The 22,156-nt window shown below is 63.8% G+C and carries 17 protein-coding genes; 12 read left to right on the top strand and 5 right to left on the bottom strand.

Annotated elements, in window-relative coordinates; genetic code table 11:
• Nucleotides 1-49 precede the first annotated feature (49 nt).
• The 3 genes from O5M90_RS06120 (at nucleotide 50) to O5M90_RS06110 (ending at nucleotide 5,629) form a co-directional block, all read left to right on the top strand.
• Nucleotides 50-2,923 carry a TonB-dependent receptor gene (locus O5M90_RS06120; protein WP_269840374.1) on the top strand — a complete coding sequence of 958 codons (2,874 nt, stop codon included), beginning with the start codon at nucleotides 50-52 and terminating at the stop codon, nucleotides 2,921-2,923.
• Between the two features lie 243 nt (nucleotides 2,924-3,166).
• Complete coding sequence (locus O5M90_RS06115) at nucleotides 3,167-4,771, top strand: glycosyl hydrolase family 8 (RefSeq protein ID WP_269840373.1); 1,605 nt, start codon at nucleotides 3,167-3,169, stop codon at nucleotides 4,769-4,771.
• A gap of 102 nt (nucleotides 4,772-4,873) precedes the next feature.
• Nucleotides 4,874-5,629, top strand: a complete 756-nt coding sequence (locus O5M90_RS06110) for a PEP-CTERM sorting domain-containing protein (protein ID WP_440401879.1) — start codon at nucleotides 4,874-4,876, stop codon at nucleotides 5,627-5,629.
• 2 nt (nucleotides 5,630-5,631) lie between these two features.
• Here the strand turns inward: O5M90_RS06110 and O5M90_RS06105 are convergent, their stop codons facing one another.
• On the bottom strand, nucleotides 5,632-5,814 hold the full coding sequence (locus O5M90_RS06105) for a hypothetical protein (protein ID WP_269840371.1): 183 nt from the start codon (nucleotides 5,812-5,814) through the stop codon (nucleotides 5,632-5,634).
• Between O5M90_RS06105 and O5M90_RS06100 the strand changes: the two genes are divergently transcribed.
• Together O5M90_RS06100 and O5M90_RS06095 are read left to right on the top strand one after the other, a co-directional pair.
• Nucleotides 5,813-7,288: a GH39 family glycosyl hydrolase gene (locus O5M90_RS06100; RefSeq protein ID WP_269840370.1), complete on the top strand. Its 1,476-nt coding sequence runs from the start codon at nucleotides 5,813-5,815 to the stop codon at nucleotides 7,286-7,288. The two genes, O5M90_RS06105 and O5M90_RS06100, sit on opposite strands and share 2 nt — an antisense overlap.
• 14 nt (nucleotides 7,289-7,302) lie before the next feature.
• Nucleotides 7,303-8,667 (top strand): choice-of-anchor Q domain-containing protein, encoded by a 1,365-nt coding sequence (locus O5M90_RS06095; RefSeq protein WP_269840369.1) that lies wholly within the window; start codon nucleotides 7,303-7,305, stop codon nucleotides 8,665-8,667.
• Nucleotides 8,668-8,697: 30 nt separating this feature from the next.
• Here the strand turns inward: O5M90_RS06095 and O5M90_RS06090 are convergent, their stop codons facing one another.
• Both O5M90_RS06090 and O5M90_RS06085 read right to left on the bottom strand, forming a co-directional pair.
• Nucleotides 8,698-9,555 carry an AraC family transcriptional regulator gene (locus O5M90_RS06090; protein ID WP_269840368.1) on the bottom strand — a complete coding sequence of 286 codons (858 nt, stop codon included), beginning with the start codon at nucleotides 9,553-9,555 and terminating at the stop codon, nucleotides 8,698-8,700.
• Between the two features lie 15 nt (nucleotides 9,556-9,570).
• Nucleotides 9,571-10,383, bottom strand: a complete 813-nt coding sequence (locus tag O5M90_RS06085) for a sugar phosphate isomerase/epimerase family protein (RefSeq protein WP_440401878.1) — start codon at nucleotides 10,381-10,383, stop codon at nucleotides 9,571-9,573.
• Nucleotides 10,384-10,643: 260 nt separating this feature from the next.
• On the opposite strand from O5M90_RS06085, the gene O5M90_RS06080 reads away from it, so the two are divergent.
• Nucleotides 10,644-11,384: a phytanoyl-CoA dioxygenase family protein gene (locus O5M90_RS06080; RefSeq protein ID WP_269840366.1), complete on the top strand. Its 741-nt coding sequence runs from the start codon at nucleotides 10,644-10,646 to the stop codon at nucleotides 11,382-11,384.
• Nucleotides 11,385-11,402: 18 nt separating this feature from the next.
• Here the strand turns inward: O5M90_RS06080 and O5M90_RS06075 are convergent, their stop codons facing one another.
• A complete protein-coding gene (locus O5M90_RS06075) occupies nucleotides 11,403-12,212 on the bottom strand; it encodes a helix-turn-helix transcriptional regulator (protein WP_269840365.1) in 810 nt (269 codons plus the stop codon).
• A 101-nt stretch (nucleotides 12,213-12,313) separates the two neighbouring features.
• Here O5M90_RS06075 and O5M90_RS06070 point away from each other — a divergent pair, with 101 nt between their 5' ends.
• The gene (locus O5M90_RS06070; RefSeq protein WP_269840364.1) at nucleotides 12,314-13,144 is read left to right on the top strand and encodes a phytanoyl-CoA dioxygenase family protein; all 831 of its coding nucleotides are present in this window, start codon (nucleotides 12,314-12,316) and stop codon (nucleotides 13,142-13,144) included.
• 35 nt (nucleotides 13,145-13,179) lie between these two features.
• Here the strand turns inward: O5M90_RS06070 and O5M90_RS06065 are convergent, their stop codons facing one another.
• A complete protein-coding gene (locus O5M90_RS06065) occupies nucleotides 13,180-14,994 on the bottom strand; it encodes an endo-1,4-beta-xylanase (protein WP_269840363.1) in 1,815 nt (604 codons plus the stop codon).
• Between the two features lie 253 nt (nucleotides 14,995-15,247).
• Here O5M90_RS06065 and O5M90_RS06060 point away from each other — a divergent pair, with 253 nt between their 5' ends.
• The 5 genes from O5M90_RS06060 (at nucleotide 15,248) to glk (ending at nucleotide 22,142) form a co-directional block, all read left to right on the top strand.
• Nucleotides 15,248-16,312 (top strand): LacI family DNA-binding transcriptional regulator, encoded by a 1,065-nt coding sequence (locus O5M90_RS06060; RefSeq protein WP_269840362.1) that lies wholly within the window; start codon nucleotides 15,248-15,250, stop codon nucleotides 16,310-16,312.
• A 123-nt stretch (nucleotides 16,313-16,435) separates the two neighbouring features.
• A complete protein-coding gene (locus O5M90_RS06055) occupies nucleotides 16,436-18,616 on the top strand; it encodes a glycoside hydrolase family 36 protein (RefSeq protein WP_269840361.1) in 2,181 nt (726 codons plus the stop codon).
• 285 nt (nucleotides 18,617-18,901) lie between these two features.
• Complete coding sequence (locus tag O5M90_RS06050; protein WP_269840360.1) at nucleotides 18,902-20,002, top strand: UDP-glucose--hexose-1-phosphate uridylyltransferase; 1,101 nt, start codon at nucleotides 18,902-18,904, stop codon at nucleotides 20,000-20,002.
• Nucleotides 19,999-21,189 (top strand): galactokinase, encoded by a 1,191-nt coding sequence (galK, locus tag O5M90_RS06045; RefSeq protein WP_269840359.1) that lies wholly within the window; start codon nucleotides 19,999-20,001, stop codon nucleotides 21,187-21,189. The genes O5M90_RS06050 and galK overlap by 4 nt, the downstream gene beginning before the upstream one ends.
• Nucleotides 21,186-22,142 carry a glucokinase gene (glk, locus tag O5M90_RS06040; protein WP_269840358.1) on the top strand — a complete coding sequence of 319 codons (957 nt, stop codon included), beginning with the start codon at nucleotides 21,186-21,188 and terminating at the stop codon, nucleotides 22,140-22,142. The genes galK and glk overlap by 4 nt, the downstream gene beginning before the upstream one ends.
• The last annotated feature ends 14 nt before the right edge of the window (nucleotides 22,143-22,156 follow it).

The following is a 22,156-nucleotide window of genomic DNA, read 5'->3' as shown; positions in this document are numbered from 1 at the left end:
GGGGTGTGCCCGCACAACGTACACCGATAAAACATAGACGGAGACAGATATGGTTCAGTTGAAGACCCAGAGAACGATGGTCAGCCTGGCGGTTGCCAGCGCCTGCACGTGGCTGGTGATGCCCGTCGCGGCCCAGCAAGCTCCGACCGCTCCTGAGGCCGAGGCCAAGGCCTCGCAGCTCGACACGGTGGTTGTGACCGGCATCCGGGCCAGCCTGGAGAAGGCCTTGGATCTCAAACGCGACGCCATCGGCATTCGTGATTCCATCGTCGCCGAGGACATCGGCAAGTTCCCTGAGCAGAACATTGCCGACGCGCTGGTGCGCCTGCCTGGTGTCGAGGTGGTCAAGGATCCTGGCACCAATGAAGGCCAGACGATCCAGTTGCGGGGTCTGGGTGCGCAGTACACCGTCACCAGCTTCAACGGCGTGCAGGTCCGCACGACATCGTCGGGCAGCATCGGTGGCGCATCGCGCAACTTCAACTACGACGTCTTTGCCTCCGAGCTTTTCAGCCGAGCCGATGTCTACAAAACGCCCGTCGCCGAGGTGATTGAAGGCGGTGTGGCAGGCGTTGTAGATCTGCGCACGCCGCGCCCGTTTGATCACAAGGGTCGCACGATCAAATACTCGCTGGCCGGCGCCTACAACGAGCGCAGCCGCTACACCAGCCCGCGAGCCCATGTGCTGTTCAGCAATACCTGGGACAAGGTGGGCTTGCTGGTCTCCGTCGCCTCTTCGAAGAATCGCAACGGCTCCAACAGCTTCGAGACCACAGGTGGCTACAACAATGCACTGCAGCGCTTCGACCAGGGGGCCTTCAACTTCTCGTGGAACAAGACCCATCCGTTGGCCAATCTGGGTACGCTGACACCGCTGGAGCTTGATACTGCCAATATGCCGCGCTATCTGCGCATGGTCGCCACCGAGAATCGTCGCGACCGCACCGGCCTCAATACCTCCTTGCAATACAAGGACAGCACGTTTGACATCAGCTGGGACACCCTGTACTCCAGCATGGAAGATGACTATCGATCCAATGGCCTGAGTTTCCCGGTGCGCCGCGTGACTCTCAGCAACACCGCTTTCGGCGGTCCTTTGACTGCGGCCAACAGCCAGCTGATTCCGATCGATGTGCGCGTCGATGCGAACAACAATCTGCAGGGTACGGTCGGAAATCTGCCGATGGAGTCTTCCTCGTTTGCAGGCTTCGGTAAGACGAACTTCGCCTACAACGCACTGAATGGCCGCTACCAGGCCTCGGATCGTCTCGTGCTGATAGGTCAGGCTGCGCTGAGCAGCAGCAAGGCCAACCGCAGCAATGTGTCTGCTGGCGCGGTCGACAACTCTCTGGCTGGCCGCCACACCGTCACCTTCGATCTGTCCGATCCATTCGCCCCCAATGTGTCCACGAACAAGAATTTGCTGGACCCGCTGAACTACACGACCTTCAGCTACAGCGGCAGCTATCGCACCGAAGAAGACAAGCTCAGCGATGTATCGCTGCGCGCCGAGTACGACTACTCCTTCCTTGGCATTGATTCCAAGCTCAAGACAGGCTTCAGCTCGGGCAAAAGCACCAAGAGGCTGAATACCTTCTCGACCAAGAACCTCGTCAATGAACAGGTGATCCCGGGGGTGGGCGCATACGCCACGGCCAGTTTCGCGCAGCAGCAGGCCTACATGCGTCCCTTCCTGGTTCCCAATGAACTAGGCAATGTCTCCAGAAGTGGCGGCGGCAACTATCCTGGCGATTGGTTGGTGCTGGGGCGAGACTACATCTACGGGACGCTGGATTCTGTCAACGCGAACAAGAACGCCGATCTCAACAGGGCGGGCACCTTCGAGGCCAGCGAGAGCATCAATGCCTTGTTCTTGCAGTCCGACTTCGAGACCCAGTTGTTCGGTCGGGATCTGCGCGCCAATGTTGGCGTTCGCCACATCAAGACCGACACCGATATCGACAACTACACGCTCATCGCCGGTGTCTACGAGCCGACCAACCGCAAGGGTAGTTACACCAACACGCTGCCGTCGGTCAGCGCGGCTTACAACCTGAGCCGCAATCTGGTCTGGCGTGCTGCCTACGGCGAGACGATCTCACGCAGCTCGATCTCCTTGATCGCGCGTTCCTACGGCGTGCCCAACGCTGGAAACAAAGTCATCGATGCCGGCAATCCCAATCTGAAGCCGGAAGAGTCCAAGGGTTACGACACCAGCCTGGAGTGGTACTTCGCCAAGGGTGGCGTGATTGCCGCGTCGGCCTTCGAGAAGAAGATCACCGGTCGACCCGCCAGCACATCCACCGAGGTGCCATTCAACTCCCTCGGGCTGCCCGCCACGCTGTTCACCGCCAATATCGCGGCAGAGGTGACCAATGATCCGACCACGCCCATCGAGGTGAGGAGCTTCACCAACTCAGAAGCCTTCAAGGTGTCGGGTTTCGAGCTCTCCTACCAACAGGCGTTCCGCTTCCTACCCGAGCCTTTCAACGGACTCGGCCTGATTGCCAGCTACACCAACATCAAGACCGCCGGCGTGAAGCGCACCTACAAGGGCAACGAGTACGAGCTGCCTATCGTGCCGGAGAACACCTATGCGATCTCGGGCTACTACGAGAGGGGGCCTTTGTCGCTGCGTATGTCCTACAACCACAAGTCGGAGTTCGCCAACTATGGCCAATCCGGCACCAATCCACAGGGATACCAGCGCTGGTACAACTCGCGAGGCTATCTGGACGCAACGGTGGGCTACAAATTCAGCAATGCCTTGGAACTGCGCTTCGATGTGTCAAACCTGACCCGTACCAAGACCTATGACTTCTTCCGTCACTTCGAAGGCCTGTACGGCGACGAGAACTCTCGTGTCGAGGCGGCCAATCAGCACGGTCGCACCTTCACGGTGACCCTGCGCGGCAGCTTCTGATGCGGTGCGGCGGCGACGAACGCCGCCGCTCTGCAGCGCTGACCCCCGGTACCGCATGCCGGTCTCGGGCGCCGCCGCGCATCGGGCAAAGCACTGTGCCCGGCACGAGCCGTCTTGCCTTGTGCAGCTTCGTATCTGGTCGAGGATCCTCTTCGACGGAATTCTGATTTACAGCAGGAGACATGACTGATGTATACGAGAAAACAATGGCTTCGCGCGGTTGGCGCTCTGAGTGGGGGTGCCATGCTGGGTTTCGCAGGCACTGCCTCAGCGGCCGTGCTCGAGCCTTACGAAGTCACCGTCCAGTACCAGCCCGGCGCGACTGTTGCTTCGGCAGTCATCCGCTGGAAAGCCGATGCACCGCGGGCCTATGGATTCGATGTCCGGCGCCGTGTCAGCGGCAGCAATGACTGGGTCCGGGTCCGCTACGCATCCGAGCCCGTTCGCAGTTTCACCGACACCAATCTCAAGCCACTGGTGCGCTATGAGTACCAGGTGGTGGCCTATCGCAAGGGTGGGCCTTCGACGGGCTATGCGTCTGCAGCAGTGGGCACGGCGCTGGACTTTCCGTATGGCGTGGCCTACCCGAATGGCATCACACCCAGCAACTATAGCCAGGCTCAGAAAGACGCCGATGTGCTGGCTATGTACGACAAATGGAAGGCTCGCTACCTGACCACGGCAGGTGCTGGCCCTGGCGGCGTTCGTGTCTACAAGCCGGCACCTGACAACCAGGAGTCGGTGTCCGAAGGTGTTGGCTACGGCATGCTGATCTCGGTCTATATGGCGCGCGCCGACAACAGCGGCAAGGCCGATTTCGACGGCCTGCTCACCTATTACAACTCCAAGCGTCGTCCGAAAACGGTCGGTGGGGTGACCACACCGGGCCTGATGGCCTGGAGGGTCAATGCCGACGGCTCGGTGGCCGATTGGTTCGCCGCGCCCGACGGCGACCTGGATGCGGCCTATTCGCTGTTGGTGGCCGACAAGAAGTGGGGCAGCTCCGGCGCCATCAACTACAAGGCCGAGGCACTCAGCGTCATTCAGAACCTGATGCAGTGGGCGGTGTACAACAACAACGCCGACCCTACGAAGAACTCCTATCTGATGACCCGCTTCGATCTGGGCGCGCCAACGAGCATCGAGGCCACGAACAGCTACACGATGAGCTCGTACCAGATGGTGCAGTACTTCAAGCAGTTCAAGGATGCGACTGCCGATGGACGCTGGGACGATGTGCTGCGCGCCGGCTACAAGCTGTATGACTATTTCTACAACAACAGCAAGTCGCCCGGCGGCACCCAGATCGGCCTGACACCGTTCACCTTTCAGACCTACCCGGATCCGGCATTCCAATACCTGAAAGTACCCTCGCGCGGCTACAACTACGGCCTGGATTCTGGCCGTGTGCCATGGCGGGTCGGCTTGGACTATCTGTGGTACGGCACGGCCAACTCGTCGCGGGCGGCCGTTCGGCCGGAGAGCGTCAACCTGGCCCGGGATCTGCCCCGGATCAACGTGCAATGGATGAACAGCACGATCCAGACCGATCCTCGGACCCTGTTCGCGCAGTATGCGCTGGACGGTTTGCCATCGACCTCGGCCAAGTATGACCAGCGCGCCGTGGTTGCGCCCATGGTCGTCGCTGCGATGACCGATGCCAGCAACCAGCAGTGGCTGAATGCGATGTACGACTGGTTGCGAGTACAGGTTCCTGGCGTCAACTATGTCCATCCGCTGGGCGGCCAGACCATCAATGCGGGCTACTTTGCAGACACGGTGATGATGATCTGCATGATTGCCATCACCGGCAATATGCCCAACCTGCCGGACATCGCGCCGCAGTAACCATCGAGGCCGTTCCCTTGAGCGATGGCGCCACCTGCAGTCCTTGGCAGCGAGGTGGTCGCCGGCGGGACCATCTAGATTTCGAGACAGGAGAAGGTTCTCATGCAATTCAAGAATGTAGTCGCTGCGCCGTTGGCGAGTCTGGTGTTCAGCTTCGCGCTGACGCATGCCGCGTACGCCGCGCCCATATCCGGCCAGGGCAGTTGGGAAAGCACGCTGCAGGGCCGCGACATCCATCTGAATGCGGTGTCGGCCACGAGTGAATCCGCCGTCTATCTGTACGCCAGCGATCTGGGCATCACCTGGCTTCGCGATGCCAACCTGAACGGCGAAATGGACTGGGCCACCGCCAATCAGTGGGCGAGTGATCTGGTCACCGGCAGTGGCGCCACGCAAATCAGCGACTGGCGTCTTCCCGGCATGACGATCGCCAACATCTCGAGCTGCGAGTTTGAGTTTGCCGGCACGAACTGCGGCTACAACGTCAATCCGTCGAGCAGCGAATTTGCCCACCTTTTCCAACTAACCCTTGGCAATCAGAGCCGCTACGACGCGCTGGGCGATGAGCGCCTGCTCGGCGCCGGTCTGACCAATTCCGGCAGCTTCCGCAACCTGCAAGCCGGCGGGTACTGGCTTGCCGATCAGTTCGACACGGAAGCCGCCTGGCGCTTCGACAGCTACGACGGTGTGCAGGATGTGACCTTCAAGCAGATTCCGTTCTATGCCATGGCCGTTCGCAGCGGTGACGTTCTGGCCGTCCCAGAGCCCGCGACCCTGACCCTGACCTTGGGGGGGCTTGCTTGCCTGGGCCTTGCTATGCGGCGGCGTCAGCGCGCTGGCAATGACGCGCTCAGCTAGATTCAGCCGCATTGCAGCAGCCGGCAGACGGCCTTGATAAATGTCCGGACGTTGCTGGCTGCCTTGCTTCTGGAGAGCCGGCGCCTCTGCAACCAGACAAAATGTGACATGACGATGAACGAGAAGTCCTTTGAGTCGAGCGTCCCGGCCTTGAAGAGTTGTTGCGCTGCGGCGGTCACGGCCATGCTGTTGCTGGCATTGGCGCCAACGGTCGTGCAGGCCCAGATTCTCGACAGCTCGCCCGAGCGCGTTGTTACCAACCTGGACATCCGTCTGCCCAAGATTGGCACGGTGAAGGCCCGCAGCACGGCCGAGATCGCCGGCTCCAACTGGCTGCTCGGCTGCGAGACCCTGGACCGCGATTTCGCCGACTACGATCAGTACAAGGAGTTCATCGCGCCGCTGGGCATCAAGCGCCTGCGCATGCAGGCCGGCTGGGCCAAGACCGAGAAGGTCAAAGGGCAGTACGACTTTGCCTGGCTGGACCACATCGTCAATGACGCGACCCGCCGCGGCTTCCAGCCCTGGCTGCAGACCTCTTATGGCAACAGCCTCTACCCGGGCGGCGGCGGCGCCAATCTGGGTGCCGGCATGCCCACGTCCAAGGAAGCGCTTGAAGCCTATGAACGCTGGGTCACCGCCCTGGTCACGCGCTACAAGGACAAGGTCGACCTGTGGGAGGTCTGGAACGAACCCAACTTCGGCGACAACACGGTCAACACACCGGAGATGTCGGCCGAGTTCAACATCCGCACCGCCGAGATCATCAAGAAGATCCAGCCGCAGGCCAAGATATCCGGCCTCGCGCTGGGGCACTACAACAAGCGTTTTGTCGAAGGATTCTTCAAGCACATCGGCGCGAAGGCCAAGTTCGGTCTGTTCGACAACATGACCTACCACGACTACGTCTACAACCCCGACTTCAACCACCATGAGGTGATGGCGATGAAGGCGGAGCTGGAGAAGTACACCAAGACCGTCAAGCTGCGCCAGGGAGAGAACGGGGCGCCGTCAGCGGGCGGCATCGGCCGTGGCGCGCTGTGGGATCATGACTGGACCGAGTTGAGCCAGGCCAAGTGGAACACGCGCCGCATGCTCGGCAACCTGGGCAACGGCATCGAGTCGAGCGTGTTCGGCCTTGTCGAGATGGCCTACACCTTCGGGCCGATCAATCGCATGAACTTTAAAGGCCTGCTCAAGTCCGACGCCAGCAAACGGGTTATCCGTCCCAAGATCGCCTACTACGCGATCCAGAACGTGACCTCGGTGTTCGACGATTCGCTGGTGCGCCTGAAGGATGTGGAGCACACCCACAATCTCGCCAGTGCCGGCCCCGAGGACCATCTCTACACGCTGACCACCGACCGCAAGGTAGCCGTCTACGGCTATGAGCACAGGATGAGCAAGAAGCAGGTCTACACGCTCTGGCTGTCCGAGAGCATCCCCTCCAACAGCAACGATGTGCGGCTGCAGGACTTCAGTGTCAGCAACGGCAACTTCGAGCAGCCGGTGGTGGTGGACATCTTGACCGGCGCGGTCTACGAGATCCCGGCCGCGCAGTGGAACAAGAAGGGCAACACCTACAGCTTCAAGAACATCCCGCTTTATGACGCGCCTGTGCTCGTGGCAGACAAAAGCTTGATCAACATCAGCCAATGAATATGGAGTTCCGTTTGAACCGCGTCAGCCGTCCCTTCATTCTCGCCTTCTCTCTGTTCAGCGCTGCGGTCTCGGCGGCCGAATGGCATGTCTCCGGCGACGGCAACGACAGCAGCGACGGCCGCACACCGGCCACCGCCTGGCGCACCCTGCAGCGCGCGGAAGGCGCCGTCAAGCCTGGCGATGTGGTGCTGGTCGGGAACGGCCTCTACACCGATGCCAAGACCGGCGACGGCAGTGCCGTGCTCAATATCACCAGCTCCGGCACGGCCGATGCCTGGATCACCTGGAAGGCCCGCCCGGGTCATCAGCCGGTGGTCAGCCCGATCGGCTGGGCCGGCATCCAAGTGACCGGCTCCTACCTGGTGATCGAGGGCTTCACCGTCACCGGCGCCAACGATTCCATCGTGCTGCTGGACGCCCTGGAGGACGCCAAGAAGAAGCAGCCCAGTGCGCGCTTCAATAGCAACGGCATCCTGATCGAGGGCCGCCGCAACAAACCCGATGCCAAGCCGCACCACATCATCGTGCGCAGGAACGTGGTCAGCAAGATGCCGGGCGGCGGTATCACCGCGCTGGAGGGCGACTACATCACCGTCGAAGACAACCTCGTCTTCGACAACGCTTGGTTCATGCGCTATGGCGGCTCGGGCATCACCTTTCTCGACAGCTGGGCCCATGACGACAAGCCTGGCTATCACATCGTTGTCCAGCGCAACAAGGTCTGGAACAACAAGACCCTGGTGCCCTGGGAGCGGATTGGCAAGCTCAGCGATGGCAACGGGATCCTGCTCGACGTGACCGAGGGTTACGGCGCCGGCCCGGGAGCAACCAACCCCAATGCCGACGCCATCGTCGGTGATGCCGCAGCGCTGGCCGGCCAGGTGCTGGCCAAGCGCCCGATCTGGACAGGCCGCGCGCTGATCGCCAACAACATTAGCGCCTTCAATGGCGGCTCGGGCATTCACACCTTCCGTACAGCCTATGTGGACATCATCAACAACACCACCTACTGGAACGGCGACACGGTCGGCTACCAGGAGCTGTTTGCCAACCGCTCGCGCGAGGTCACGGTACTGAACAACGTCATCGTGCCTCGTCCCGGCGGCAAGGTGACCTCCAACAATCGCAACGAGGGCCTGCGCTGGGACTACAACCTCTATCCGGTGGAGCAAAACGTGGTGCGCGGCCCCAAGGACATCGTGGCCGACCCGCAGTTCATCCGGGTCGATCGCGACCTGCGCAAAGCCGATTTCCGCCTGTCCAAGGGCAGCCCTGCGCTGCACAGCGGCACGAGCGAGCTGGCCCAGGCGGTGGATCACGATGGCGCCAAGCGGCCGCAGGGCGCGGGTGTGGACCGGGGCGCGTTCGAGCAGTAATCAGCACCATCGTCATGGAGACGGCTGTCGTCAGCGCTCGTGCTGCCGCGCCTGGCTCGGTGTCATGCCGAACTCGCGGCGGAACACCCGCTCGAAGTGAGTCAGGGTGTTGAAGCCCGCCACATAGGACAGCTCGGTCACCGGCAGGTTGGAGCTCTGCAGCAGAGCCTGGGCAAAGCGCAGGCGCTGCTGCTGGAGATAGTGCTGAAAGCTTGAGCCCGTGGCCTTGTGGAACAGCTCGCTGAAGTAGTTGGGCGACAGATGGGCCTGGCGCGCGGCATCCTGCAGGCTCAGCGGCTGGCGAAAGTGATGCTGGATGTGGATCAGCGCCTTCTGGATGCCCGGATGCTCGTGATGCGCCAGACGGGGGCCGCGCGAGCGGGCTACCCGCAGCTCGGGTCTGCGCTGGCGGTGCCAGGCGATCAGAATGTCGTTGAGCTCGCCCTGCGCGGCCAGTGCGTGCCCCGGGGCCTTGCCCTCGATCTCGGCTGCCAGGTTCTGGCAGCGAAAGATCATGTTTGCCTGGGCGGCGGCGTCTGCGAAGCGGGCGTAGGGCCCCGAGTCCTCGGCGAACAGCAGGCCTACCAGCTCATCGTTGAGCAGGGCCTGGGAGAAGATCAGGTTGTAGAGTTCCAGCGTCTGGCCTTTGGCCGGCGCGATTGCATGGAAGTCGGCCGGGGTCAGCAGGAATGCGTCACCGGCCTGCAGCTCGCGGGTCTGGCCGTTGACGGTATTGCTGCCCCGGCCGGACAGCACCAGAGTCAGTTCGTAGAACTCATGCCAGTGAAGACCGTAGGGCCGGTCCAGCGACTGGCGGTCGAGCTGGAGCTGCAGGCCTTCGGTGAAGAACTCTTTGTTCAGTAGTCGCTTGGGCGGGCTGCTGCGCATGCGGTCACGCGGGGGTCACCACGCAAAGCGCTCATCATATTGAGCCTTGAAGGTCTCGAACATCCACAGATTCACCTCCCACAGATCGGCTGCAGGCTCGCCGGTGAACGGGCGCTGCTGCAGATAGGGCGGTGGGCCGAACTCGGGGGTGAAGGTCATGACGGTGGCTCCGCTTTGCTGGCGCGCCAGCGCAATGGCCAGCCAGATCTGCAGGAACAGCTCGGTATGGCGCGCGTACTCCGGTGCGCGCGGGTCGGGCACCTGCGGGCCCTCCTCGTAGCCGACGCGACCGTGGATGTGGATGGCCCGGGCGATGCTCAGCTGCATGTCGGGGTCGTCGAGACTGGGCATTCGCTCGCAGGCCACGCACCAGTGGCTGAAGTCCGCCCCCAGGTTCAGCGCCGGGTAGCGGCGCAGCAGGGCCGCCGTGTGCCATGGCGTGAACAGCGCACGGCCACGATGGCTTTCATGGGCGATGCGGATGCCGACCCGTTGCTCCAGCTCCAGCGCCTCTTCAAAGAAGCGGTACTGCTCATCTAGCGGCATGCTGTCGGCGGCGCTGTGCGAGTTGATCAGCACAGGCTTCATTTCGGCCACGCGCAGCACCTGCTCGCGCAACGAGCCGATGTGGTCTGGCCCGCGCGTCAGCGTCTGGGCAATGAAGTCGAGCTGCAGTGCATCAAGCTCGGCGCGAAAGCCGGCCCAGTCCTGCGCGACAGGGGGGGGCGTGTACTCGACGCCGGCATAGCCAGCCGCCTTGACTTGTTCCAGCCGGCCCTGCCAGCGGCCTTCCCACTCCCACAGGGATTTGAATGCGCGTAGTTGCATGGTTGGTGTGCTCGGTCGATATCGACGCCGCTGTTGTGCTGCGGCGGCCAGGCGTGCTGGCCTAGATTGCAATGCTTGCAAGGGTGGCGGTCGGATTCTAGGCAGCGGCCTCGATGCAGACTCAACCCCAGATCGGCAACACGCAACCGATCTTCAGGTTTGCAGGATCCGAAGATCCGCATAGTGCCGCCGAACTTTCCCAAAGTCCTGTCGACGGTAAGTTCCTAGACTGCCAAGCATCGATTTCACTGGAGACTTCCATGCCCCTGCTCAGCGATGCCGAACTCAAGTCCTATCAGCAAAACGGCTACCACCTCTACAAGAAACCTCTGTTTGCCGATGCCAAGCTGGCCCGGTTGACGCGGATCTTTGAAGAGCATTTGCGCGACAAAGGGTCCAAGCTCTCTGACGAGCTGGACACGCCGCACTTCCGTGATGAGCGTCTGCTGGACTTCCTGCTGGCCGACGAGGTGCTCGATCTGGTCGAGCCGATCCTGGGTCCCAATATCGCTCTGTGGTCCAGCCACTTCATCTGCAAGGATCCGCTGGTAGGTCGCGCCACGCCCTGGCATGAGGATTCGGCCTACTGGCGCAGCCGTGTGGACGGCTTCGAGCAGATCGTCACCGTCTGGCTGGCGCTTGATCGCAGCAACAAGGAAAACGGCTGCATGCGAGTGATCCCCGGCACCCAGGTCAACGGCTTCTCGGACTATGTGCCGGTGGATGGCGGCATGAACACCTTTGACACCCAGATCAAGGACGTGGACGAATCGAAGGCGGTGTACTTCGAGCTGGAGCCCGGAGAATGCTCGCTACATGATTCACGCATCGTGCACGGTGCCACCGCCAACACCAGCCCGCACCGCCGCTGCGGCTACACGATGCGCTACTTCTCCACCAACATCAAAGTGGTGCACGAGACCGACCACAAGGGGGAGCCCTTCAAGATCTGGCTGGCGCGCGGCCGCGACCTGGCCGGCAACCGCTACGCCAACGGCTGAGCTGGTTCGCAGACTGCCTTACTGCTGCCCGGCATCGCGCCGGAAATCACTGGGGGCGCAGCCGAGGCTGCGGCGAAACTGCTTGTTGAAATGCTGCACGTCGGCAAAGCCGAGCCGCCGTGCGATGCGCCCCACTGCCAGATCCGTCGTGCTCAGCAGATGGACGGCCTCCTCGATGCGCCGCCCGAGCAGATAGCGCGCCGCCGTGACGCCATAGCGGGCACGGAAGGCCCGTGCCAGATGGGTCGGGGAGAGAGCCACTCGCTGGGCCAGCACCGTCATGCTGGGGGGATCAGCCAGGGCCGCGTCGAGCATGGCCGCTGCCGCCTCGGCGGCCACCGCGGCGCGCACCTGCCGGCTAGCCGGCCGTTGCGCTTCCCAGGCTAGGCTGAGCAGCAGCTCCTGCAGGGCCGCCGCTGCCAGTGCCGCCGCCAGAGGCCCAAGCCCTCTCTGCGCATCGGAGGTCCATTGCCCGATGCGGGCCATGCTCTCGATCGCCCGGGTCCGCCAGGCACCGGCCGCCAGATGCAGGGGCAAGTCAAGCTGCGGGCCTGCTGGCCTATCGAGCGAGCGGAAATGGATGCACCAGTGATAGCCGGACTCTTCGAGGTGGTAGCGCGCCTCGCTGCCCGCCGGTGTCAGCGTGGCGTCGCCCGGGCTCAGCCGCAGCCGCCGGCCATCCAACTCCATGTCTGCCGCGTAGTCGTACAAATGTAGGGCATGGGTCGCGCAACGATAGCCGGGACTGAAGTCGCGGTCCTCGTGCAGGAAGCGGCCGGCGCGGCTGATATCGGGCAGAGCGGCCAGTGGCCAGTGCAAGCTCATCATGGTGGATTTGTACCATGGTATTCGGTGTCATCGTATTGATTTGACTGGTGATGAAAACCTATAGTGCTTTCATCATGTTTGATTCAAACCACGAGAGAGCCATGAGCCCTGCTGTTGATCTCTGCGCCGCAAGCGCGCCCTCCGAAGCCGCCCGGTCCCTGGCAGAGCACTATGCCGAGCATGGCTATGTGATCGCCCGCAGCGTCGTCGGCGGGGCAACCCTGGCCGAGCTGACGCGTGACTTCCACCGAGTTGTCGCGCAGGTGTGCAGCACGCAGGAGAGTGCCAATGCGCGCTGGAATTCCAGCGTCAACGATGCGCTCGATCCGGAGCGGAAGACCGTGGTGGTGCATACGCACCAGATCCATCAGTTCGCCTCCAGCTGGGCCCGCTTCTGCTTCAACGAGCGCTTTGTCGATGCCTGCGCGGCCTTGTTGGGTGAGGACGTGGTGCTGCATCACAGCAAGCTGTTTCTAAAACCGGCCGGCCTGGGTGCTCCGTTCCCGCCGCATCAGGATTGGACCTATTTCCCCGCCCGCGACGACCAGATGCTCGCGGCCGTGGTGGCGCTGAGTGATTGCGATGAGGACAACGGCTGCATCCGCGTCTGGCCGGGCAGCCACAAGCTGGGTCGGCTTGACCACAGCAGCGGCATGGGCGGCGAAGGTGGCGGTGGTGGCGAACTCGGCTTTGCCCAGCGCTTCCCGTTCAGTGACAGCGTGCCGGCGGTGCTGGCGCCCGGCGATGTGCTGTTCTTCAATTACCTGACGGTGCATGGCTCGCTGCCCAATAGTGGCAGCCGCGACCGTGCCTCGGTGCTGTTCCAGCTGCACGGTGGCCGCGATGCGGTGGACCCCGGCGTCAGCCACCCGAACAGCCAGCTGGTGCTACGCGGCTGGAACCATGCGATGCGGCGTTCGCTGGTGCGTTGATCGCGGGCTGCAGCGGCGACGCAGCCCAGGCTCGCTCACGGCAGCACGATGCGTACCGGCGCGCCGCTGCTGTCGTGCTGGAACTCATGTTCCGAGCGCTTGCCGGCGGCGCTCACCGTGAGCTTGTACTTGCCGAAGTGCCCGCGCGAATGCAGCGCGCCGGCGCTGTCCGTGCTGCTGGCGAAGCGGGTCTTCCACTGCTTGAGCACCAGATCGCGCCAGACCTGCAGATTGGGTTTCTCGGACCAGTCCTTGCGGAACATCGCTGCCTTGGGCTTCCAGTGGTGGCCCTCGTAGAAGCCCCACTGGATATAGCCGTTGACCACCGGGTGGCTGTAGATGGCAATCAGGAAGTCACGGGTGTAGTCGGCCTGGAGCTGCTCGTCTGAGGTGTTGATGTCGAACTCGGTGATCTGCACTGGCAGGCCCGTCGGTCGGAACAGATCGAGGTCCTTCAGTACCAGCTCCGGCGCCCGAGGTTGCTGGCCGACGTGGCCCTGCACACCGATGACGTCGATCGGCCCCCCTAACTGACGGACCTTGCCGATCAAATCAACGAACTCGCCGATCACCAGCGGGCTGGCGCTGCTGTTGAGCATCGCGTAGTCGTTCAACGCCAGTTGCGCGTCTGGGTCTATGGCCCGGACCGCCTTGTACCAGTTGGCCAGACTCTCCTCGCGGGGCATATAGGCAAAGTAGTCCTTCTCGTGCATCGGCTCATTAACCACGTCCCAGGCCATCACCTTGCCGCGCATTGACGAGACGATGTCACGCAGATGAGCATCGATTTGCCCGGCAAGCTCGGTGGCTCGCTGCGGGTTGCTCTTGATCTGTTCAGGCGTGAACTGCCATCCCGGCCAAACGACGTTGTGACCACGCACGCGCAGGCCGTTGGCGTTCAACCAGTCGACCGCTCGGATGCCGACGGTGCGGTCCTTGATCCAGCCTGGCCATTTCAACTGATTGCCTGGCACGGCGGTGTCAAAGTTCGCCAGCAGCTCGCTGCGATAGCGCTCGGCCTCGGGTGTCTGCTGCAACAGCACGCCGCCGTGGACCTCGGTGCCCCACAGGAATTTCGGCTGGACCAGCGCGGCCTCGATGCGGGCGTTCCTGACAGGCTGGCCCGACTTGTCCACCACCGTGATGCTGATGGGGGCCGTGCGTATCGCTTCGATGCGCTGCAGGGCCTCGGCCCGCCACGCGGCACCGTCCTCGCGGCCCGGATAGGTGTAGCGGGTGCTGGGCAGTTCGCTGAGCGTGGCACGGTTTCCGAAGTTGAGCAACTCCAGGCCGGCCAGCTCGACGCTTTGCTCCAGTCCGCCAAAGCCCAGATGGAGCGCCGCCCGGCCAGCCTCCAGGCTGGTACTTGCGGTGAACGGAATCTCGATCAGGGTCCAGTCCGGGCCGAAGCTGTACAGGGTGGTGAAACTCTTCTCCCAAGGGGAGCTATTGCGTTGGAACATGACCTTCATCTCGGCCTCGGCCGATTCCTGGCGCGCCCGCAGGGTGCGGGCATAGACCCGGACCAGCCCGACATCACCCTTGGCAATGGGCCGGTCGGTATTCCATAGCACTTCCACTGCATTGGCCGAGCGCGAGCGCTTGGGCACGTTGATCGTGTAGACGGTGTGGCCCTGGTGCTGGTCGGTGGCCCTGAATGTAGCGCCGATGCCTTCACTGTCGCGTAGCACGAAGCCCTCCATGCCTTGCGCGCCGAGCAGGCTAGGCGCCTGCTTGGACTGCAGTTCGGGTGAGATCGGGCGCAGCGGCGGCTTGGCCAGGGCCAGCGAAGCGCACAGCGCCATGGTCAGCGGCAGGATGCGCGCGAGTTCACGCCATTTCAACGGCATTGGCTTGCCTTTCTCTTGAGGGCTTCGGAGTCAGCAGACCGGGGTACTCAGTCTGCGAGAGGGTAGCTAATGCGAGTTACTATCTCGCGTTAGTTTCACTATTGTCGGAAGCTGTCGGGGGTTTGACCTATAGGTAATAGCCCTGGATCCGGCCTTATGGCAGCGTAGGGGAAAGCCCGTCGAGTGACGCCACGAACGAATGCATAGAATTCAACGGCTAACTCGCGTTACTTTTCTATTGTCTGAGCCTCGCATGACCGATGACACGATCCGCCGCCGCCGCAGCACCCCAACCAGCAGCGAGGTGGCCGAACGCGCCGGGGTGTCTCGCACCACGGTGAGCTTTGTGCTCAATGATGTGCGCAGCATGAATATCAGCGAGGCCACCCGGCAGAAGGTCTTGCAGGCGGCGGCTGAGCTGGGCTATGAGCCCAATGCGGCGGCGCGCAGCCTCGCCGGTGGCGGCACCGGCACGATTGCGGTGCTGATTCCGCGCTCCGACCATTTGCATGTGGACTCCTTCCTGCCGCGCCTGCTCAGCGCCGTCAATGATCGCTGTCATCGCTATGGCTACAAGGTGCTGCTGGAAGCCGCCGACGACCTTGGCAAGGCTCCTGGTGCCTTCGTGAATCTGGTGCGCAGCAAGCGGGTGGATGGCCTGGTGATCGCCAATATGCGCTCGGCCGAGCGGCCTTTTGTGCAGCAGCTCAAGCAGCAGGGGTTTCCGGTCGTGGTGGTAGGCAATGGGCTGGAGCCCTTTTATGGACGCGCCTCGGCGGCCGATGACACGGTCACGGCCCATCGCCTGACCCGGCATCTGATCGAGGGCGGGCACCGCCATATCGCCCACCTGGCCTATGCCTCGGCGGACTACGAGAATGTCGCCCAACGGCTTGCCGGTTATCGGCGAGCGCTGCAGGAGGCCGGGATCGCGCCAGACCCGGCGTTGCTCGCGCACGCAGACATCAGCGCGCACAGCGGCTACCTGGCGATGCAGCGGTTGCTGGAGCGGCAGGTCGGATTCACAGCCCTGTTTGCCGGCAACGACACGGTGGCCTTCGGCGCGATGCGTGCCCTGGTCGAGGCCGGGCGCCGCATCCCGGAGGATGTGGCCGTGGTCGGCTATGACGACATCCCGCTGGCCCCGTTCGCCTGTCCGCCACTGACCACCATGCGGGTCGACCCCCTGACCCAGGGGCAGGAGGCGGTCGACATCCTGCGCGCACAACTGGGCGGCGAGCCGTACCAGCGCAGCGAGGCCGCCTACGAGACTGAGTTCATCCTGCGCGAGTCCTGTGGGGCAGTGAAGAGGGGCTGAGCCTGAGCGCTGTAGGCACAGTGGCGGCTGTGCTTAATCGTGGGCTGCGCTGGTGAGTTTCGCAATTGCTGCTGCCCTGTCGGAGCGGCACCATCCGGCGGCCTATACGGTCACCGAGAATCCATGAGCCAGAACATCGTCATCCTTCAAGAGTTCCGCAACCGCTCCACCTTGATCCGCTACTGGACCGATGCTGCGCGGAGCACTGTGTCCTTGCAATTGCTGCCGATCGCCAAGCTGGATGCCGAAGTGCCACACAGACCGAACTACGTCGGCACGGCCGAGCTGGAAGTCCTGCCCTGGGGAAACACGGCTCAACGCAACCCGGCAAAACCTGATCCGCTGGTGCATGCCAAGCTGGTCGGCGATGCCTACTCGCGCGCCTACCTGCATGGCAGCTCGATGAAGCTGGCGCCGGCCCTGGCCGAGCTGAGTTTCGAGGCGCCGGTGCTCAGCCGCGAGGGCGATTGCTCGACCGTGCTGACCCGCTTCAGCCATCCGCGCGGCTGGCAGCTCGAACATCGACTGCACTGGTTCGACGATGAAGACGCCGTCCATGTGGCCAGCAGCTTCATCAATGGCAGCGACGCGCCGCTCAAGCTGGAGGCGCTGACCAGCTTCTCACTTGGCGGCGTGACCCCCTTTCATGCTGTCGATGCGCCCGAGCAGCTGTTCCTGCACCGCTACCGCACGAGCTGGGCCCAGGAGGCGCGGCACGAGGTGCGCAGTCTGGAGGACTTCCATCTGGAGACCGCCTGGGGCGGCGATGTCTGGGTCAACGAGCGCTTTGGTGCCAACGGCAGCATGCCGACCAAGGATTTCTTTCCCTTCGTGGCGCTGGAGGACCGGGTGGCCGGCGTATTCTGGGGCGCGCAGATCGCCTGGGGCGGCTCCTGGCAGATCGAGGTCTCGCGCCGCGACGACTGGGTGGGCTTCTCCGGCGGCCTGGCCGACCGCGAGCGCGGCCACTGGATCAAGTCGGTGCAGCCGGGCGAGCGGGTCGATTCGCCGGCGGCCGTGCTGGCGGCGGTGGCCGGTGAACTCGACGATTTGTGCCATGCGCTGACCCGCACGCAGGACCGCGCGCTGCGCGGCGTGCCGGCCATCGAGGAGGGCTTGCCGATCGCCTTCAATGACTGGTGCGTGGCCTGGGGCAATACCTCGCATGCCTCCATCGGCCGCGCGGTCGAGAGGCTCAAGGGCCTGCCCATCACCTATGTGACGATAGACGCCGGCTGGTTCAATGCCGGCAGCGGTGACCTCAACGCGGTGCATGGCGACTGGGTGGTCGCGCCGCAGCGCTACCCGCAGGGTATCAAGGCCACGGCCGACATGATCCGTGCGGCCGGCTTTGTGCCGGGCATCTGGTTCGAGGTGGAGAACTGCGGCGTTAACTCGGCCCTGTTCCAGCAGACCGAGCACCTGCTCAAGCGCGACGGTGTGCCGCTGACCGCCAGCGGCCGGCGCTTCCTCGATCTGAACGACCCCTGGGCCCAGGCCTATCTGCAGGAGCGTGTGATCGACATGCTCGATCAGAGCGGCTTCCGCTATCTGAAGATCGACTACAACGAGACCCTGGGCATCGGCGTGGATCACCCCGACTCGTTGGGCGAGGGCCTGCGCCAGAGCGTGCAGGGCTGGTATGACTTCCTCGGCCGGCTGAAGGCGCAGATCCCCGATCTGGTGGTGGAGAACTGCTCCTCGGGCGGGCACCGCCTCGAGCCTTCGCTGATGGCCCGCTGCGAGATGGCCTCCTTCTCCGACGCCCATGAGACGACCAACGTCCCCATCCTCGCGGCCCAACTGCAGCGACTGATCCTGCCGCGCCAGTCGCAGATCTGGGCCGTGCTGCATGCGGCCGACAGCGAGGATCGACTGGTCTACAGCCTGGCCGCCACCTTCTATGGCCGCATGTGCATCTCGGGCGAGGTGTTCGACCTGAGCAAGGCACAGATGGAGACGGTCCGCCGCAGCATGGACTTCTATCTGAAGGCGGCGCCGACGATCAAGCATGGCCGCTCGCTGATCCGCGACAGCGGCATCGCCAACCGCCGCCACAGCCAGGGCTGGCAGTACGTGCTGCGCCTGCGCGACGATGGAGCCCAGGCGCTGCTGACGGCGCACAACTTCGATGCTCGGGGCCAGCAGGACTTGAACATCGCGCTGCCTGCGGGGCCCTGGCGCGTGACGGACCACTTCCACACCGACGCGGTGCGAGCCTGTATCGAGAACGGACATCTATTGCTGAGCTTCAGCCGAGGCTACAACGGCGCCGGACTGCTGCTGGAGCGCGTCGACGCCTGAGGCATTGGCGGCGCTTGCTGGTGCCGCAGCCATTCATGGGCTCATGGGGTCGCCGTGGTGGCAGGCGTCATCAGCCGCGGCTGTGCGTTGGCAATCAAACCAGATTTTCCGACCGCCCTAGGGACAGTACCAATTTGATGCGGGGTACTCCATCTTCCTATAATCCTTTAACTAACGCGCGACAGTAACGCGAGTTAATTCTGGATTGCAGGAGTCCGGCGCTGCGCTTGGCGTTGCCGTCGGCCCGGCGTCCGATGCTCCCCTGAACTGCCTGATCGGCGCGCTATGACGACCTCCTTGCACCCTTCCGCTGAAGCCGATTTCGACCCGGTCGAGCATTCGCACCGCCGCTTCAATCCGCTCAATGGGCGCTGGGTGCTCGTCTCGCCGCACCGTGCCAAGCGGCCCTGGCAGGGCCAGCAGGAGGCGGTGGAGCAGGGGCCCTGCCTAGCGCATGACCCGAGCTGCTATCTGTGCGCCGGCAACCTGCGCGTGAACGGCGAGCGCAATCCGGTCTACGAAGGCACGTTTGTGTTCGCCAACGATTTCGCGGCGCTGATGGCCGAGGTGCCCGAGGCCAGCGCTGCGCAGGCCGACGACGAGCTGCTGCGCACGAGCGCAGCCCGAGGCGTCAGCCGCGTCATCTGTTTCTCGCCCGATCACAGCAAGACCCTGCCGGAGCTGTCGCTGCCCGCCATCGCTGAGCTGGTGGAAACCTGGTGCACTCAGACGAGCGAGCTGGGTCAGCGCTACCGCTGGGTGCAGCTGTTCGAGAACAAGGGCGCCGTGATGGGCTGCTCCAACCCGCATCCCCATGGCCAGGTCTGGGCCAGCGATTTCCTTCCCAACGAGGCGCAGGATGAAGAGCAGCGCCAGCGCGAATGGTTCCAGCGCAGCGGCCGGCCCCTGCTGCTGGACTATGTGCGGCGTGAGGAGCAGTCGGGCGAACGCACGGTGGTGCAGACCGAGCACTGGCTGGCCGTCGTGCCGTTCTGGGCCACCTGGCCCTTCGAGACCCTGCTGCTGCCGCGTTTCGCGGTGCAGCGCCTGTGCGATCTCGATGCCGGCCGGCGCGCCGACCTGGCCCTGGCTCTACAGCAGTTGACGATCCGCTACGACAACCTGTTCGAGTGCTCCTTCCCCTACTCGATGGGTTGGCACGGCGCGCCGTTTGAACCAGGGGCGACGGAACTAGCTGGCGCGGCTTCGCCGTACTGGCAGCTGCATGCGCATTTCTATCCGCCACTGCTTCGCTCGGCCAGCGTGCGCAAGTTCATGGTCGGCTACGAAATGCTGGCCGAGGCGCAGCGCGACATCACTCCCGAGCAGGCGGCGCAGATGCTGCGTGCCACAAGCATGGTGCACTACCGGACCCGCAATACATGACGACCACACTTGAGCAACGCGTTCGGCGTTCCTTTGCCGAGACTTTCTCCGGCCCTCCTGATCTGGTGGTGCAGGCCCCGGGCCGGGTCAACCTGATTGGCGAACATACGGACTACAACGACGGTTTCGTACTGCCTTGCGCGATTAATTTCGCCACTGTGGTGGGGGCGCGTATGCGACCCGACCGGCTGGTGCGGGTGTTGGCTGTTGACCAGGGCGGCGAGCTCGACGAGTTTCTGCTTGACGAGCCCTTGCTGGCGCGTGCGGACTCGCACTGGTCCGGCTATGTACGCGGCATGGTGTGGGCTCTGCAGGGCGCCGGTTTCCGTCTTTGCGGGGCCGATCTCGTGATCGCTGGTGATGTGCCTCAGGGTGCCGGCCTGTCATCGTCGGCCTCGCTGGAGCTTGCGATTGGCCAGGCCTTCAAGCAGTTGCTGGGGCTCGATGCGCTGACGCCTGCTCGGCTTGCGCTGCTGGCGCAAAAGGCCGAGAACGAATTCGTCGGCTGCCGCTGCGGCATCATGGACCAGATGATCAGCGCCTGCGGCGTCGCGCAGCACGCCCTGTTGCTGGACTGCCGCAGCCTGGAGACTCGCGCGGTGCCGCTACCCACCGATCTGGCGGTCCTGATCATCAACTCCAATGTGCGCCGCGGCCTGGTGGACAGCGAATACAACCTACGCCGCGAGCAATGCGAGGCGGCCGCGCGCCACTTCGGCGTCAAGGCCTTGCGCGATCTGGACAGCGCACAGCTGGGCAGCGAGCCCGGTACGCTGGACGCCTTGGTCTGGCGACGTGCCCGGCATGTGGTGAGCGAGAACGCGCGCACGCTGTCCGCCGCCGAGGCGCTGGCTGCCGGCGATTTGAACCGGCTTGGGGTCTTGATGGCCGCCTCTCATGCATCCATGCGCGACGACTTCGAGATCACCACGCCGGCCATCGACCAGTTGGTTGCGCTGATTGCCGCCGTGATCGGCACACAAGGCGGCGTCCGCATGACCGGTGGCGGCTTTGGGGGCTGCGTGGTGGCGCTGACCACGGCCCCGCTGGCGGCCCTGGCCATGCAGCGTGTGGCCGAGGCCTACCGTTCGCCCGACAGCCTGCCCGGCACGGCCTTCCTATGCCGGGCGGCCGACGGAGCCGGTTTGCTGGCAACCATGTCGACGGCAGCCGAGGAGGCACCTTGAGCGTCGGGGACTTTCCGCGTCTGGTCGGCGACATCGGCGGTACCCACGCGCGCTGGGCCTATCAGACGGAGGCGGGCGGCGCGCTGAGTCAGGTGCGTGGCTACCAGTGCGCTGACTTCCCCACTCTGGAGGCCGTGATCGAGCACTACCTGTTGAGCCATGGGCTGCAACGCCCGCGTGAGCTGGCCATGGGCGTGGCCACGCCAGTGACCGGAGACAGCGTACGCTTCGTCAACAACCCTTGGAGCTTTTCCATCGCAACCCTGCGCGAGAGCCTGGGGCTGCAGCGCCTGCTGGTGCTCAACGACTTTGCGGCCCTGGCCCTGAGCCTGCCACTGCTCAGCAATGCGGGGCGCCAGTCCCTTGGCGGAGGCTCGCCGGTGGAGGGGGCTCCGATGGTGGTGCTAGGGCCAGGCACCGGTCTCGGTGTGGCCGGTCTGGTGATCCAGCCCGATGGCCGGCCCTGCGTGATCAGCGGGGAGGGCGGCCATGCAACGGTGGCGCCGGCCACTGAGCGTGAATGCGAAGTGCTGCGCCTGCTGCGGCGCGAGTTCGGCCATGTCTCGGCCGAGCGGGTGCTGTCGGGGCCTGGCTTGGTGAATCTCTATCGCGCCGTTTGTACGCTAGATGCCCGGCCGCCAGCGGACCTGAGCCCGGCTGACGTGACCGGCCGCGCGAGCCATGATCCGGCTTGCGCCCAAGCCATTGAACTCTTCTTGGCATTCCTTGGTGGCGTCGCCGGCAACCTGGCGCTGAGCTTTGGCGCGCTTGGCGGCGTCTACATCGGCGGTGGCATCGTGCCTCGATTCGGTGGGTTATTGGACGCAGCCGTTTTTCGCCACCAGTTCGAGGACAAGGGGCGCCTGCGCGGCTATGTCGAACGTATACCCACCTGGCTGATCACGGCAGACAACCCGAGCCTGCTCGGCGCGGCCAATGCGCTGAATGCCTGACAAGAACCCACTCC

Origin of the sequence: Paucibacter sp. M5-1 (assembly GCF_027498415.2) — a bacterium.
Taxonomy (GTDB): domain Bacteria; phylum Pseudomonadota; class Gammaproteobacteria; order Burkholderiales; family Burkholderiaceae_C; genus Roseateles_E.
This window is presented reverse-complemented; position numbering and strand designations above follow the sequence as displayed.